Below are 15,541 nucleotides of genomic sequence, written 5' to 3'. Positions count from 1 at the left end.
CCGGCCGCCCGTCCTTCCGGCATGTTTTTTATTATTGCACAGTCCCTCCTGCGACACCCGAGGCCTTCTACCGCTTGCGGGGAATGCTGAGCGTCTGCCAACGGTCGCTTTTCAGGTGCTTGCCCAGAAAGACGATCTGTCCGACATGATACCCGTAATGGGAAACTTGGCGCTGAATCGCCTTCAGCACCGTATGCGCTTCGCCGCGGATATAGACCGTACGCAGCACATCCCCCGGCGTCAGCGAACGCAGGGTCTGAAACACCCGCTCCCAGCCTTCCTCCCACAGCCGCAGCAGCTCGGTTCGGGGAAGCCGGTCGGCTTCGAACTCACCGTCCCGGTTGCGGTCCGGCTTCTCGCCGTCCGTCGTCAAAAAGTCGGTCCAGCGCGACATCATATTTCCGTGCATATGCTTGATCAGTATTTCCAGCGAGTTGGATTCCGGATCGATCGTTTCGTAAAAGTGCGCGTCCTCCAGCTGGCTCATCGTTCGGTCGGCCAGCTTCTTCATGCTATCAAAAGCCGAGATCGATTCCTTCAAAAACTCTTCGCCAAGTTGAAACGGTTGGTTCATCATGCTCCTCCCTTTCCGCGAAATGGGTACAACACCATCTTACGGGAACGGTGCCTTCGTTTCATTTGCCATCGATGAAAGCTTAGGTTTCTTTCATACGTTGAGCAGGATTAATTTGTTTAAAAAATAATATTCCATCATACTGCTGAACGGGTGTAATGGTATTGCGCATCCCTCCGCCTTCAAAAACTCTCCATTTATTTTCTCCCCATTTACACTCCGTTGAAATAAAACTATTCTGATAAGGCGAATAATTAAGCAGCCATTCCAAGTTCTTTTGAGTCGGCTTTTTTACGGGGAAAGCATTACCGTTATAATCCCCCACCATACCTTCGTTCGCGTATAGCGCTAACACAAAACTATTCTCTTTCATATGATCGTCAAGATGCTCCATCATGGATTTATATGGCGAAAAGCGGCTTACTGAACTTTTCTTTCTAATATGCATATTGTGAGCCCAAATTATAAACTTTTTGTCAGGATAGATCTCTTCCGATAAAAACTTTAAATTCTCAGCCATCATTTTATCTCTGAATTGAAACAAATCGGAAAAACCTAGCTGTACGTTTGCCTTTGCGTATTCCAATCTATTTTCAAGGGAGCGAACGACGATTTGATGCCGTTTTTTATCGTCGCATGGTCTTTTCCTTACATTTTTAATAAGTTGATTGCCCAGACAGTCCAATTCATCTAACTTGTTTTTTAATCTTCTTCTTTTAAACAAACGGTCGTCTGACAAAATTTCTTCAGCCAACTTGTCAAACTCAAGGAAAGTTTGGACTAATGCTTCCGTCAGGTACGATTCCATAAATTGTGAAAAGTGTTTTCCGGTGCTTTGCTGCACATCTATACCTGTTAGATGTAAAGGCTTGCTTGTACGCTTATCTTTCATATAACGAAATAATTCGAGATTATATTCATTATGCCATACTCTGCCGATCGAGCCGGACATCCATTGCAAAGGTGTTAAATCAGCGGCGAAATGATTGCCTATCGAACAATCCCCCAGTTCGCTTTCAAATGCGAGAACATGAAAATCTAATTTCTCGTGCAAGAATTGAATTAGACTTGTTTTAGCTGTGCTGTATTCTTTGACGCAATGGCTGCTTTCACCAATAAATACAAACCTTTTATGTTCTAAATAAGGTTTTAAGCCATCAAATTTAAAAGGTGAAGCATTTCCTCCAACGTCTATGCTGTTTTCTTCTGTTTCTTTCAAAAAAGAATTGATCTCCATGCGAAGCCCCCAGTAATTAGAAGGATACAGCCTTTTTTATACTTGAAGTATAGAGTTCACAATAGTACCCATTGTTTTCGATCAATTGAGCATGTGTTCCTGTTTCAATGACGACACCGTCCTTCAAGACCAAAATCAGGTCCGAATCCTGAATGGTGCTTAATCGATGAGCAATAACGACACGAGTGCAGTGGATCTCACTTAAATATTGATCAATCTTTTTTTCATTAACATTATCCAGAGAACTCGTCGCTTCATCTAACAGAAGGATGGCAGGCTTTTGCAAGATTGCCCGTGCCAACATGATCCTTTGCTTTTGGCCGCCGGATATATTCATGGATTTTTCCGAAATGGGGGTATGGTATCCCATCGGCATTTCCATAATCTCGTCATGAATTTGTGCGAACTTTGCCGCATTATAAACGTCGTTCATATCAGGATTACTGTCGTAAACCGATATGTTGTGGAGAATGGATTTATTAAACAAGGTTGCGTCCTGCGGTACAACGCCAATATTTCTGCGCAGCCATCGTTTATCCAAATGGTTTAAATCGATCCCGTCATAATAAATTTTTCCGCTTGTCGGTTCGTACAATCCAAGCAACATTCTTGCCAGCGTGCTTTTGCCGGAACCCGAAGGTCCCACGATGGCAACTTTTTGACCCGATTTGATTTCGAGATTAATATTTTTTAAAACAGGAGCGCTATATTTAGTGTAAGAGAAGCTGACGCTCTCCATCTTAATGTTACCATGCAGCTTATCGGGCACTATGGCATGTTCAGGCGATTTCTCAGGTTCAGCATCCAATACATCATTCATTCTTTGCAGATAGGTATCCATTGTAATCATACTTTTTGCAGTTTCAATTAATGATGAAACCATTCCAAAAAATACCCCGGTCAGTGAATAAAACGCAACCATAGTCCCCACAGATATATTTCCTAACAAAACCTGATGAAGGGACAAAGCTAGAATAACAAGCGGAGCCGCCATTTCCAAACTTACCATCACTGCACCCACATTGTTAGAAAAATATTCATTCTTTTTGAAAGCCTGCAGTACTTGTTTAAAGTGACTTTCCCATAGTTTGAATGACTGGTATTCAACTCCAGCCATCTTAATTCCAAAAATTCCGTACAATGTCTCAACTTGAACGTTTTGAAATTTGGATTGCTCGGTAAGCTCTTCTTCCGCTCTTTGTTTAAGGGTATGTTGTACAGAGGTTAATAATAATATATTCAGCGCTCCAAATAACACTACCCATGCCGTAAGCCATAATGAATTCATAGCCATATAACCGAGTATAATCAAGACTACAGTGGAATCTAACAAACTCATGACCGTCTGATGTGAAAACAATTCTCTAATCATGACATGGGAATTGGCTCTATATACAATTTCACCAAACGATCTAAGTTGGAAATATTGAAACGGTAGGCTGATTAAATGTTTAAAAAATCTGCTCATTAACCTCCAATCAAGATGTACTCTAAGCTGAGTCAAGAAACGTCCACGCAAATAAGAGATTGCCCCTTTAAATAGTACCATTGCAATAATACTGATAAAAAAAACATATAATATATCGCCATCATTCGGGATCACTATACTATCGATTGCGAATTTAGTTACCATAGGCATGGCTACGGTGTATAATTGAATAATCGCCGACCATCCAAGTATAGCAAATAACAGCTTCGGTTTTTCAAAAGTCATCTTCAGATAGGGAATCCACACATTTGCAGGTTTATTTCTCTTAAAGTGTTCGTTAGGTTTAAGCGTTAAGAAATAACCGGCAAAATGTTCATGAAATTCTTCTTTTGACAAAATACATCTTCCTGCAGCTGGGTCCAGAATATGGTAACCCTTCTTTCCGATCTTCTCCAAAACAACATAGTGGTAACCATCCCAGTAAACGATAACTGGCGATGAAATCTCATTTAATTCGTCGGATTTATATACATTTGTCTCAAAGCCAATATTTGAGGCTGTTTGGGAAAGGGCATAGAGTGTAACCCCGTCCCTTCCCCCACCCAATCTCTCTTGAAGGTCGTGGAAACTTTCATAACCGTAATAATAAGAAAGTATCATGGACAGACAAGTTAAGGCACAATCCGTTTGCGCGATCTGCCTTTTGAGCGGCACTTTTCTTTTTGTCTTCATGATGATGCTCCCCTGATTATTTGTTTAGTTCCAGCGTTAATAATGAAGGTACTAAATCGGGATATGCAAGTCTTAAGAAACCGTAACCTGTTCCTGCTTGTCCTAACATCAAACCAGGATTTATGCCGGGACTTCCGAGTTTCCAATGTTTTTCCGAGAAATTTACAGCTAGATGACTTCCGATTTTTAAGGCTGTCATTTTAAAATCATCCCTTTGAAAGCGATCGGCGGCTAAAAGGAACAAATCCAAGTTCCCTAAATCCCCGTGACATAGGCAATAGTTGCCGCTAAAACCATTTATTTGTGTGTATTTTAAAGCTAAATCAATCTCGTGCATGATTTCACTGGAAGATACATACTCGCTCATCATAATTCTGCTCATGCCGATACCGGCAGAACCGTGGCACCACATAGCGCTTCCATGGTGATCGGCTTCCGCACGTAAATCTAACCAAATTTCCGCATTCTTATCAAAAAGTGACTTCTCATATTTCATGGATTCCAGATAAGCTTCCTCATACTTTTGATCGTTTGTAAATTTATAGAGCCATAATAATGGCCAAGAAAAACCCGAGGCTCCATGAGAAAGTCCTGTAAGCGGTTTTTCAACCTGTTTCGTTCTCCAGCCAACACCGACCATTTGTATTTCTTTTTTCCTGATCAGATGATCTCCGCATTGTTTAGCTATATCAAGAAAATAAGTCTCACCTGTTTTTTTATAAAGGTTGATACAAACAATGATGAGTCCGGAAACGCCTCCCAAAAAATCAAGGAGATGGTCCTCCTCAATCCTAGAAAGAGCTTTATCAAGAACATATTTAACTTGAGATAAATAGGTTTGATCATCAAAAATGATTGAATAGTTGGCAAATACGTAAGCAAATGCTCCATATCCATAAAAGGCCGATACCGGAATATCTGCTAAAGGTGAATGGATATGGTTTATTGCGGTTTGCATACATTTTTCGGCTAGAAATTTATATTTGTCTTTTTTTGTTACATGATATAAATTAGCATAATAAAGGCCGATCCCTAAAACGCCATCATACAAATCAAATTCCAAAGGACGAAATTTAAATTGATCATGGATATCTAAGCTTAAGCCCAGCCAGGTTACATCGTTATCTTTACCATAAATTGCTTTGTCGCTTATGATGCCTGCAATCCTTTCGGAAATCGCCAATAATTCATCCGGCATCATGATTGAAAAATTTTCATAGCTGGTGTGGACTTCCGGCCTTGCCTGAACATGTTTATCATTTTTACTCGCATATTGTGACACAAGGGAATTTTGAATAAAATCCAGTTGTGTTTCCAAATCTTTTGAACTTAAAGAGTTAACCCTTTCCAACAAATAATCAAAACTGGTCGATGGAAAAAAATCGCTTTTTACTTTGCCGATGGGGTGGAACAATGCTGTGGAATCTGCCGTACAATAAAAATAAGGGATATCGCCTTTCAAGAGATCATGACATTCGTACATGATTGTATCTGCGAATTCCGGCCTGTTCACTTTACCCAGCCACATAAAATTGATAAGACGCTCTCTGTTTTCGCCTTTTATTATATAATCAGGATGTAAACTCGAATCGATAAACGTAGAATAAACTTGAGTGCTTCTTAATATGATTCTTACTTGATCGTTCTTGAATTTATACAAAGGACCACTGGATTGCAGCAGTTTATGTTTATTTTCCAATAATAATCTATATAATTTACTGAACCCTTTTGCAATCAAGTCACCGTACTGCGAAGCTGTTTCTACTTCTGCTCCCTCGACGAATGGTCTGTTTTTACTGCTTTCAGAGAAAGCTTGTACTTTAACAACTCTCATTTCATCTGTATGGCTATTTTCGATTGTGAATGTGTCTTGACCAATGGGCTGGCCTTCTTCTCCTCCCAACCCACTGAAATCAAAATTAAGAAAATTCGCTTTTATATAAGTAATCGGCAACATTCCTGTCGATAAAACGGATTCCGTTAGCCGATCGAATGCAACGTCATAAGCTGAAGTTCCTTTTTCAGCGCTTCTTTTCGCATTTTGTAGTAATCCTTCAAGATCTATCATCATCGGATGTTCGCCGCAAGCAATTAGATTCTCATAATGAAAATCTGCAGCATTTAACAAATAAAGAATCGCAAGATAATAACCTTGTCGTTCATAAAAGCGCAATATGCCATTTTTCGAATCACAAGGTTTATATTCTACATACTCTTGCCATCCGTATACTTGTTTGTTGATGATAGTCAAAGTCTTAAGCTCTAAAGAATCGGGACTTTTTTTTGTATTGATCCAGTTTAAAAATTGTTGAAAGTGTTCATCGATTGAAAGAGATCTAGGCTTGTAAACAATTTTCTTCCCCGATACAAAACCAAGAATGACGACACTTCTGCCTTTATTATGTTTATCGCCTAACTGTAACGTAAGAGAAGTTAACTTATCCGCCGCGGAGAGATCATATTTCTCCGAAATTTCAGTCCTGTCTTCAGCAAAACGGGCAAGCATTTCAATAACACTGTCTACATGAAGAACAATAGATTCGAACAAAATTCTAGTTAATATAGGATATTTCTTCAAAAGTTCGACTTTCTTATCCTTTTTGGTTAAAATATGCTCTGTATAATATTTGTATCGTTCACGAGGGTTGGTACCAACGAGTCTTCCATTCTCTCTTTCTTCATTTAAATCCTGTATTAATATTCTTATGCTTAAATAGGATAATTCGCTCCTGATATATTCGACCATGCTTGCTTTCATGTTATCCAGTTCGCAGAAGTCAGATAGATTATGGTAAGTGCCTAAATCTTTAATTTTTTCGTCTAAATAATGTTGAGCAACCTTAAGAAATTCAGGATAAAAAGTTGTAAATACGGATCCTGTATGTTCTTCATGAACAAAAAATATATTTTCCTCTTCATGATCCTCAAAATTCATATTTATGTAATTTTCTAATAGTTCACCCCATGGTTTAGAACCGTCCCGCAAGAGAAGCTCGTTAATCGGATAACTCGGATCTAAACGCTCATTTTTCTCTGATGGATAGAGAGAGTTCTCCAATATTATTTCTTTTATAGCAAATTCCATTGTTCTTTCCATCTCTATCTATCCTTTCGTAGAATAGTAACAAGCCAACACTATATTTTTCAAATATAAGTATTGGCTTGTTAAACAATTATTTAAAGATTACATCGGGCATTTTACTTTAAAGCTTGGGCAATACTTAATGCTCCATGTGCAAACGCGCAAACTTGCGCATACAATAGTACTCTGTGGCGTTACTTCGTCCGCTCCAGCACCGCCTGCTAATGCCTTCAGTTCTTCTTCAGAAACTTTACTGACAAATACATCCTTTTGTTCCTGCATCGTTTCATCCTCCTTCATCATTGAAATGGTAGAATTAGGGATCCCATATATTTTATACTATATTTTTTATAATATGTCACTATATTATATAAAAAATAGTATTTATTTCATATAATAGGTCAATTTTACTGGTAAGATCATTGTTTTTTTGTAAATATTTTACACCATAATACCTGAAAATTACCCCTAAATAGGTAGGACCAGATGACTCCCATTTCGAGTGCATAAAAAACGAGGAAAGCAGCAACTGCGATTGCTTTCCTAGTTCACAATATAAAACGGTTGTCAACCGGGGCTGACGGCTTACTTGCCCAATTGATGAATTGGATGGCCTATCGTACCTTCTGCTGCAACATGCTAATGGTTCACTTGAAGTACTTCTTTTTCTGTGCATGATAGCTGAAAAACTCCAGTGGTTAAATCTACCATCGAGCAAGTGTTGCAGATCGCAGTGATTGCGTGTTTGGCCTTGTGCTTCACTACAAATTCATCCCAATCCCCTGCTCATCAAAGCAATTTCGCTTCAGATGTTCGTCTCCATATTCTAACCTTACCAAAAACAAAAAAGGGCGAAAGTCATGCTCTCGCCCCGAAAATAACTATAATGTCAAAAGCCTGACCGAAGTCAGGCTGCCGTGCCTATTTTATTCATGCACATAGGTTTGTTCGTATTTGTCCGCTTCCCACAGCCGGTCAAGCTCGGCAGGATCGCTCATCTCGACGACAATCATCCAGCCTTGGCCATACGGGGACAGGTTGATGACGCCCGGATTTTCCGTCAGCTTCGGATTGACGCTAACGACCTTACCGGACACCGGAGCATACAGCTCCGTCACCGTCTTGACCGATTCCATGCTGCCGAACGGCTCGCCGGCCTGAAGGACCTCCCCCTCTTCGGGGAGCTCCACAAAGACGATAATGCCGAATTCCTCCTGGGCAAAATCGGTGAGACCGATCACGGCTCTCCCGTTTTCCACCCGCACCCATTCATGATTTTCGCTGTATTTGAGCCCTTTGATTACTTCCATGTCGGTTCCGAGCCCCTTTACTCCAAGTAGTGAAAAACCCCCTAGCCTGCCGCAAGACAGGCCGAAGGGGGTAGGTAAAGCGTTGAAGACGATTATTTCGCCGTCAGGTGCTTGTCGCCTTTTTTCCAGCCGATCGGGCACAGACCGCCGGATTGCAGAGCTTCGAGAACGCGAAGCGTTTCTTCGACGCTGCGGCCGACATTGTTGTGATGAACGACTTGATACTGCAACTCGCCTTCCGGATTGATGATGAACAGGCCGCGCAGCGCGATGCCTTCTTCTTCGATCAGTACGCCGTAGTCACGGGATACTTGCTTCGTGATATCGGCAGCCAGCGGGAAGTTCAATTGGCCAAGGCCGTTTTGATCCACCGGCGTGTTGATCCAAGCGCGGTGGGAGTGAATGCTATCGATAGAAACGCCGAGGATTTCGGCATTGATCGCTTTAAATTGCGAAGCGGCTTCGCTGAGTGCCGTAATTTCCGTCGGGCACACGAAAGTGAAGTCCAGCGGATAGAAGAACAGTACGAGCCACTTGCCTTTGTAATCGGACAACGATACTTTGCCGAACTCTTGTCCGTTCCCAAGGGCGGTGTCCATTGTAAAATCGGGTGCATGTTTACCTACCAAACGTTCTGCCATGTTCCAAAATCCTCCCTTAAATTTGGTTAACTGATAACGGTTTTCTCGATATAAATCGTATCATTTGCAGCCCATCGAAGTCAATATTATACTAATTACTTCTTTATAATAATTATAATTTGTAACAATTAAGACAAAAATTCTCGTCATCGAAAAACGAAAAAACCCTTAAGAAACCGAAGTTTCCCAAGAGTTTTTCCTGCTTCTGGTCTTGCTATCCGGTCCATCCTTATTTGCGGATCGCGCTCACAATCAAATCGCCCATCGCCGTCGTGCCGATCGCCTTGCTCTTGTCGACGGCAATGTCGCCGGTGCGGTGACCCGCGTCCAGCACTTCCTTCACGGCGCGCTCGATCGCTTCGGCGGCATCGTGGTAGCCGAACGTCAGGCGGTACATCAGCGCTACGGACAAGATCGTCGCGATCGGGTTCGCAATGCCTTGGCCCGCAATGTCCGGCGCAGAGCCGTGCACCGGCTCGTACAGGCCGAACGCCCCTTCGCCCAGAGAGGCGGAGGACAGCATGCCGATGGACCCTGTCAGCATCGCCGCTTCGTCGCTCAGAATGTCGCCGAACATGTTCTCCGTCACGATGACGTCGAAGCTGGACGGACGGCGCAGAAGCTGCATCGCGCAGTTGTCGACGAGCACGTGCTCCAGCTCGACATCCGGATAATCCGGCGCGATCCGGTTGACCGTTTCTCTCCACAGACGCGACGTTTCCAGCACGTTCGCTTTATCGACGGACGCCAGCTTCTTGCGGCGGGTGCGGGCGATCTCGAACGCTTGGCGCACGATGCGCTCGACTTCCGTGACGTTGTATACGCACGTATCGACGGCTTCTTCTCCGTTCGCGCCCTCGCGGCGGAATTTCTCTCCGAAGTAGATTCCCCCCGTCAGCTCGCGGACGACGATCAGGTCCGTGCCTTCGAGCACTTCCGGCTTCAGTGTGGAAGCTTCCTTCAAGCAGTCGAACACGTTAGCCGGACGAATGTTGGAGAACAAGCCGAGCGCCTTGCGGATGCCGAGCAGTCCCGTTTCCGGGCGCAGCTCCTTCGGATTGTTGTCCCATTTCGGGCCGCCGACGGCTCCAAGCAGCACGGCGTCCGCTTTCTTACAAATCGCCAGCGTCTCCTCCGGCAGCGGCGTTCCTTTCTCGTCAATGGCGATTCCGCCGAACAAGCCATGCTCGAACTCAAAACGGTAGCCGAACACGTCTTCGGTTTTTTTCATCGCTTTAATCGCTTCCGCCACAACCTCGGGACCGATGCCGTCCCCGGCGATAACGGCAATTTTCTTCACGTCTGCCATTGGTTTCACTCCTAAATAAGTTCATTATCTCTTTTGTAGCACACTTATCTATCTTTGCGCCAAGACATAAATCGAATAAATTTGATAGACAAAACCTATAAGCATCCCCTCGGCCGGAATCCGGGACGAGCGCCAAGGCCCAAACGTCAGCGCCCTTCTATTCCACTTTGATCTCCTTGCGGCGTCCCATATACCATTTGACAAACGACTCGGCCAGTTCGGCCGGCGCATCGTCGATCCCGGCGTGACGTACCGGCTTGGCCCGGTTGATTGTCCCGACGGATGCGAGCCCCAGCCATTTTTGAAACAGACTGCGGGTGACTTTCACTTCAATAATCTTCTCCCGCTTCGAAACGAATAAAGCCGTTGTCAGACTTCCTGTTTGGAATTGAATGAAGTTATCCTTCAAGACGTATCGCGTATTGGTGAAATCAAGCCATCTCGATACGAAGATCCAAATCAGCAAAGCGCCGGATACAACCCACCAGGTCTGCTCGAATCCCAGCAACCGCGGCTTGAAATAAAATAAAGCAGCCGTCGACAGGATCCAAAGCCAGCTTGGCCTTAGCATGCGGATCCATAACGATTTTCCGGGGAGACGGTTCATCTCGCGGGTCACTTCATAAGCCGGCAGCATTTCCGAAATCATCTCGTAGGCGCGCTGCACAGGCAAAAAAGGATACAGCGAGCTGATCTCCAGCTTGTCTTCCCCGTCGCCCAGGCCCCCCGCGCTGGTCAGCTTCACTTCGGCGAGTCCGAGCAGCCGTTTCAGCACGGACTGCGTAATTTCAACCGCCTGCACCCTTTGTTTTGCAATAGAGAATACCGTTTCGTCGACCATGCCTTTTGTAATGTAAATGCGTTCCGGATCGGACGAAATCTCGTATTTTCCATACTTCACAAAGGTTCGGATCATTCCGAACGCGACCGAGGCTGCGACGAGCACAACGATCAGAATCGCGGCAATCCACCAGGAATCCTTTAGGATGGAGAATAACCCTTCCGCCTCGCGTTCCACATGAAAGATTTGGTCGATTTTGGAATAAGCGGAGGCCAGCAAAGGAATAAGGAGCAGAAAGCTTAACGATGTAAAGGAAGCCCGTACGATATCCTTTCTTGTCGGCTTAAAATGAACGGTCCGCCGCGGATGCGCCGCGGATGCCTGCAACTCCGCGGCAGCTTCGCCGTTTTGTACCGCTGCCGGCTCGTCGTCGGGAACCGGGCTTGCCGCATGCTTTTCCATGGCATCGGCTTCCGCTAAAGAAATGACCTCGAATTCGACGGCAGCCTCTTCACCGGTGAGCCCCGTTTCAAATCGGATGGAAGTCACGTTACACAGCCGGTGGAATAAGGTCGTGCGTCGGTTGACGTTTTGAATTTTAGCAAAAGGAATCGTTCGCGCGGATTTGGTGAACACCCCTTCATAGAGATGAAACGAAGCATCGTCGAGCTTGTATTTATGCGTCAGCCACAACAAAAGAATGACAAGAACAGCGCCACCGACAAAAAGAAAAAAAGCAATCCTTCCGTACTTAAGAAAAGTCGAATCCGAACCGTATTTGATAACGAATAAGTACATGGCAATCACAAACGAGAACTTGGCCAATTTCCATAATTTCCAAACCATCGTCAGCGGATGATGCCGTTTCGCTTCGGTCATGACTCCACTTCCTTTATTTTGGCAAAATGGGCGATCTGATTTCTCAACTCGATCGCGACCTCTTTAGGCAGGGCAGGTATGGCATGCGTCGATCCCATCGTTTTAATCGAGACCGAGCAGAGGCCGTACTTTCGTAGAAGCGGTCCTTGCTTCGTGGCGACCGACTGGATTTTGGTCATCGGAACGAGCTGATGCTCTTCGTTCAGCGCGCCCGATTTCAGCTGCAAAAACTCTTCATTAATATCGTAGCGCCAGTTTTTATAGAGCAAAAACGGCCTGAAAAAAGACCAGACCGCGAATGGGACGGAGATGATGACAAGACCGATAAGAATCCAGCCGATCCACTCCTTCCATGCGTACCGATGGTCCAAATAGAGCAAAACCCCCAGCAGGGCAAAGCCGATCACATTCGAAATCGTTTCACTAATGATCCATACTTTGACCGCATCCTTGGACAATCGTCTTTGAGGCGCGCCAATTGGAGAAAACATAACTTCACCCCTATAGCTCCATGCTGCCATGTTCTTGCTTATGATTTTAACCTTATCAGTTTTCATCACCTTAATCAATAAATTTTTATCGAAAAACGATAAATTTTTATTGTTTAATATAAAATGATATGATAGATTAATTAACTAAAGCGGCCTTTTGTTCAACTGGTTACTACATTTCCACCATAAAGGAGTTTCCTTCATGAAGTCCAAAATCGTCTTTAAAATAGGCTCGATCCTGTGTCTAATTTGTTTTTACCTTGTTATATTGTTAGGGATATTTGCATTAGGGGAGCATTCCTTACGCTTGTGGAACCCGGATAGCGATCTCACCCGCTCCTTCGGAGACTTCCAGCCTTTATTCGGCTATATCGATCTTCACTTTTATCAGCAGCCGGGGCTTTACACCGATCCTTCCTTTATTCAACTATCCTTCATCTCCACGGCGTGCATGCTCTTTTTCGTGCTCCTGTTCCTATGGTGGATGTGCAAGCTCCTGGACAATATTTATGAAGACAGTCTTTTTTCGTATGAGAACGTGTCGATTGTTTTCAAATTAGGGCTGACGCTCATCGTTGCGGGAACGGCTTACACGTATACCGACGGTCTTCTGTTATCGAAGGCGCTTGCGGCCTTAACGGTTTCCAATGCGCAAATTTCGCTTTCCGACCTGTCCTATGTCGATACGTTGATCGGCGGAATCGTGCTCCTGTTGATCTCTTGGGCCTTAAAAATAGCGGTACGTGCAGTGGAGGAAAATAATAAAACAATTTAACGGCGAAGTAGGCGATAACGATGATAAGAATCAAATTGGATGTCGTGATGGCGGAGCGCAAAATGTCGTTAAACCGGCTCTCCGAACTGGTCGGCATCACGCCGGCGAATTTGTCGATATTAAAAAACGAAAACGGCAAAGCCATCCGCTTTACGACGCTCGATGCGTTGTGCAGAGCTTTAAACTGCCAGCCCGGCGATTTAATGGAATATATCGACGAGTCCGAAAATCAAGATTAGCGCTTATCAGCGCCGCATCTTCTCGGGACTCCGAATACAACAAAGGAACCCTTATGCAGGGTTCCTTTGCGCTTGAATAATACAAAGACCGTTGTGACGGTGGCTGTGTTGCTTCTACAGGGCATCCCGTTTATCGCAAGTCCCGCAGCAGCCGCAAATTCCCCAGCGTCAGAACACTTTTCCACGCTTCTTTGGCAATCGGCCATACGTCCTCGTACTGCCCCCAAGCCCAAGCCGGCTCCCATGCTCCCTCCTCGGTCTGTCCCCGGACGATGAATTCCAGATTGGCCGGTATGATTTCCTTATACCGCTCATAGTATGGCGATTGCCGCGTTGTCGCTACCTGAACCGGATGCAGCCCGTACCCGCTCCACTGTGCCGGATCAGCCGTGACACAGCGAGCGATCATCGTATCGAGCGGATCCGCGATCCGTGCCCGCTGCTCGCCGGTGAGCCGCTCGGACAAGCGCAAGTAGCACAACAGCTCATGGAATTCGTCCAGCGGGGATTCCGAACACAGCTTGCCGATGGCAAGCTCCGTCAGCTTGTCCGCCCAGCCTTCCGCCTCCGGCCATTCCCGGAACTGAATGAAGTAGCCCGCGATTTCCGCGCTCGGATTGCCCCAGTACGGACTCGCCTCGCTATAATTCCACCACGGGGCCCGGGGGGCATGCTCGACCTCCGGCGGCACGATCTCCCAGCCGGAGATTGCAGGGTCGTACGTCTGCGTAAAGTAACGCAGCGCTTTTCGCGTCATCTCCTCCCCTGTCTCGCGGGGAAGCAAGGCCAGCGTTTGCAGCGCTACGGTCGTGGCAATAGCCGAGGACGCCTCACAGCGAATATCCGGCTCCAGTCCATGCCCGAAGCCGCCGTCTTCGTTCTGGTAAGGCTCCAGCTCCCTGACCACGTCCTCCGCGCGCCCCCCCTCGAACTCATACGCATACATCGCCTTCTCCAGCGGCCGCGCTTTCGTAAGCAGGTAGAGCTTGGCCCGTTCTTCTGCCGCCGCAGCGGCTTCATGTAATTCCATCGTCCCGCCTCCTTGATGTTTGCTTTCCGTATACTAATCTAACCGGCCTTAAGCGGTTTGTATTGAACAAATCGGACATCACATCATCAATGAGGAAGGAAGCTCGCCGTAAAAGCGCTTGAAGTCGCGAATAAAATGCGCTTGATCGCAGTATCCGTAAGCCCCGGCGATTTCCTGCCAAGTCAGCTTGGGATATCTTTCCGCATCGCGCAGTATATTTTGAAACCGGACTATGCCGCAAAACGTCTTCGGCCCCAGCCCGATCCGGCCGTCGAACAACCGCTGCAGCTGCCTTGCGCTAATATTCCCCGACCGGGCCAGCTGCTGGACGCTTACCGTCCCCCTGGCCGCGAAAATACGCACCATCGCTTCGTGCAGGACCGGCGGCGCTTCCGGCCTGCGGCTAGCCGCAGCCGCCAACAGGCGGATCAGCGCCGTTTCGACAAGGACGATCCGCTCCGCCGTCCCTGCGGCTAGCCGCAGCCGCTCCCCAAGCTCCGCCACCGCTTTCCCCCATACGTCCGTCCCCCGAAACAGCGCATTTTTAAACTCGCCGAGCGGCACTCCAATAAAGGGGTAGGCTCCACCCGGAAAAAACCGCACCGCAAACGTTTCCGACGCGCCCTCGACCTTCGGCTCCGGGCTGAAGGGCAGCTCAAACGCTCCGCAATAACGAATAGAAACGTCTCTCCCACCCGCGGCGTCCCATTCGAAAATCAAATCCGTACAGCCGTCCGGAACGACGGTGACGGAAGGTTCGTCCCACATTCCCGTTCCCTCCGTCCGGGAGCTCCAATAGCACGATACGTACGCCTTCAGTGCGGGGCAAGGCTTGTGTTCCGCGTAATGATCCGGGGTGCGCGCCCCTTGCGTCGGTTCGAACATCAGATAAGATTCCACCTCGTCCGGCTCCTTCCATCTCCGTGCTGATACGAATAGTTTATCATACCGGTCGTCCGGACGCTTTTGGCTGCAGTGCGAACGGCTGCCGGAATTATGGCTGCTGTCGCTTTTTGGCGGCAGTTGTCATCT

General features: G+C 46.1%; 14 protein-coding genes. 2 read left to right on the top strand and 12 right to left on the bottom strand.

The window, feature by feature from the left end:
* Window positions 1-67: 67 nt before the first annotated feature.
* The 10 genes from PEH01S_RS26135 to PEH01S_RS26090 all read right to left on the bottom strand — a co-directional run bounded on the left by PEH01S_RS26135 (window position 68) and on the right by PEH01S_RS26090 (window position 12,465).
* Entirely contained in the window at window positions 68-574 is a 507-nt protein-coding gene (locus tag PEH01S_RS26135; RefSeq protein WP_127488979.1) for a DUF1572 family protein, read from the bottom strand.
* Between the two features lie 82 nt (window positions 575-656).
* Window positions 657-1,811, bottom strand: coding sequence for an erythromycin esterase family protein (locus tag PEH01S_RS26130; protein ID WP_127488977.1), 1,155 nt, complete (start codon window positions 1,809-1,811; stop codon window positions 657-659).
* Between the two features lie 16 nt (window positions 1,812-1,827).
* Entirely contained in the window at window positions 1,828-3,972 is a 2,145-nt protein-coding gene (locus PEH01S_RS26125; protein WP_127488975.1) for a peptidase domain-containing ABC transporter, read from the bottom strand.
* A 16-nt stretch (window positions 3,973-3,988) separates the two neighbouring features.
* Window positions 3,989-7,069 (bottom strand): type 2 lanthipeptide synthetase LanM family protein, encoded by a 3,081-nt coding sequence (locus tag PEH01S_RS26120; RefSeq protein ID WP_127488973.1) that lies wholly within the window; start codon window positions 7,067-7,069, stop codon window positions 3,989-3,991.
* A gap of 87 nt (window positions 7,070-7,156) precedes the next feature.
* Window positions 7,157-7,336, bottom strand: coding sequence for a class II lanthipeptide, LchA2/BrtA2 family (locus PEH01S_RS26115; RefSeq protein ID WP_127488971.1), 180 nt, complete (start codon window positions 7,334-7,336; stop codon window positions 7,157-7,159).
* 644 nt (window positions 7,337-7,980) lie between these two features.
* Window positions 7,981-8,364, bottom strand: a complete 384-nt coding sequence (gcvH, locus tag PEH01S_RS26110) for a glycine cleavage system protein GcvH (RefSeq protein WP_025849297.1) — start codon at window positions 8,362-8,364, stop codon at window positions 7,981-7,983.
* A gap of 92 nt (window positions 8,365-8,456) precedes the next feature.
* Window positions 8,457-9,005 (bottom strand): peroxiredoxin, encoded by a 549-nt coding sequence (locus tag PEH01S_RS26105; RefSeq protein ID WP_127488969.1) that lies wholly within the window; start codon window positions 9,003-9,005, stop codon window positions 8,457-8,459.
* A gap of 229 nt (window positions 9,006-9,234) precedes the next feature.
* Window positions 9,235-10,314, bottom strand: coding sequence for a 3-isopropylmalate dehydrogenase (leuB, locus tag PEH01S_RS26100; RefSeq protein WP_127488966.1), 1,080 nt, complete (start codon window positions 10,312-10,314; stop codon window positions 9,235-9,237).
* Window positions 10,315-10,471: 157 nt separating this feature from the next.
* Entirely contained in the window at window positions 10,472-11,974 is a 1,503-nt protein-coding gene (locus PEH01S_RS26095; protein ID WP_127488964.1) for a PH domain-containing protein, read from the bottom strand.
* Window positions 11,971-12,465: a PH domain-containing protein gene (locus tag PEH01S_RS26090; RefSeq protein ID WP_127488962.1), complete on the bottom strand. Its 495-nt coding sequence runs from the start codon at window positions 12,463-12,465 to the stop codon at window positions 11,971-11,973. Before PEH01S_RS26090 ends, PEH01S_RS26095 begins: the two co-directional genes overlap by 4 nt.
* Before the next feature lie 307 nt (window positions 12,466-12,772).
* On the opposite strand from PEH01S_RS26090, the gene PEH01S_RS26085 reads away from it, so the two are divergent.
* Window positions 12,773-13,240, top strand: a complete 468-nt coding sequence (locus PEH01S_RS26085; protein ID WP_025849292.1) for a DUF2975 domain-containing protein — start codon at window positions 12,773-12,775, stop codon at window positions 13,238-13,240.
* Between the two features lie 20 nt (window positions 13,241-13,260).
* Window positions 13,261-13,479, top strand: a complete 219-nt coding sequence (locus PEH01S_RS26080; protein ID WP_025849291.1) for a helix-turn-helix domain-containing protein — start codon at window positions 13,261-13,263, stop codon at window positions 13,477-13,479.
* Window positions 13,480-13,609: 130 nt separating this feature from the next.
* On the opposite strand, the gene PEH01S_RS26075 is transcribed toward PEH01S_RS26080, so the two are convergent.
* Together PEH01S_RS26075 and PEH01S_RS26070 are read right to left on the bottom strand one after the other, a co-directional pair.
* Window positions 13,610-14,509, bottom strand: coding sequence for a hypothetical protein (locus PEH01S_RS26075; RefSeq protein WP_127488960.1), 900 nt, complete (start codon window positions 14,507-14,509; stop codon window positions 13,610-13,612).
* Between the two features lie 78 nt (window positions 14,510-14,587).
* Window positions 14,588-15,409, bottom strand: a complete 822-nt coding sequence (locus PEH01S_RS26070; RefSeq protein ID WP_025849289.1) for an AraC family transcriptional regulator — start codon at window positions 15,407-15,409, stop codon at window positions 14,588-14,590.
* Window positions 15,410-15,541: the final 132 nt, after the last annotated feature.

This window comes from Paenibacillus ehimensis NBRC 15659 (genome assembly GCF_004000785.1).
In the GTDB taxonomy this organism is placed as follows: Bacteria; Bacillota; Bacilli; order Paenibacillales; family NBRC-103111; genus Paenibacillus_G; species Paenibacillus_G ehimensis.
The sequence above is the reverse complement of the archived record's forward strand: the minus strand, read 5'-3'. Positions and strand labels throughout refer to the sequence as shown.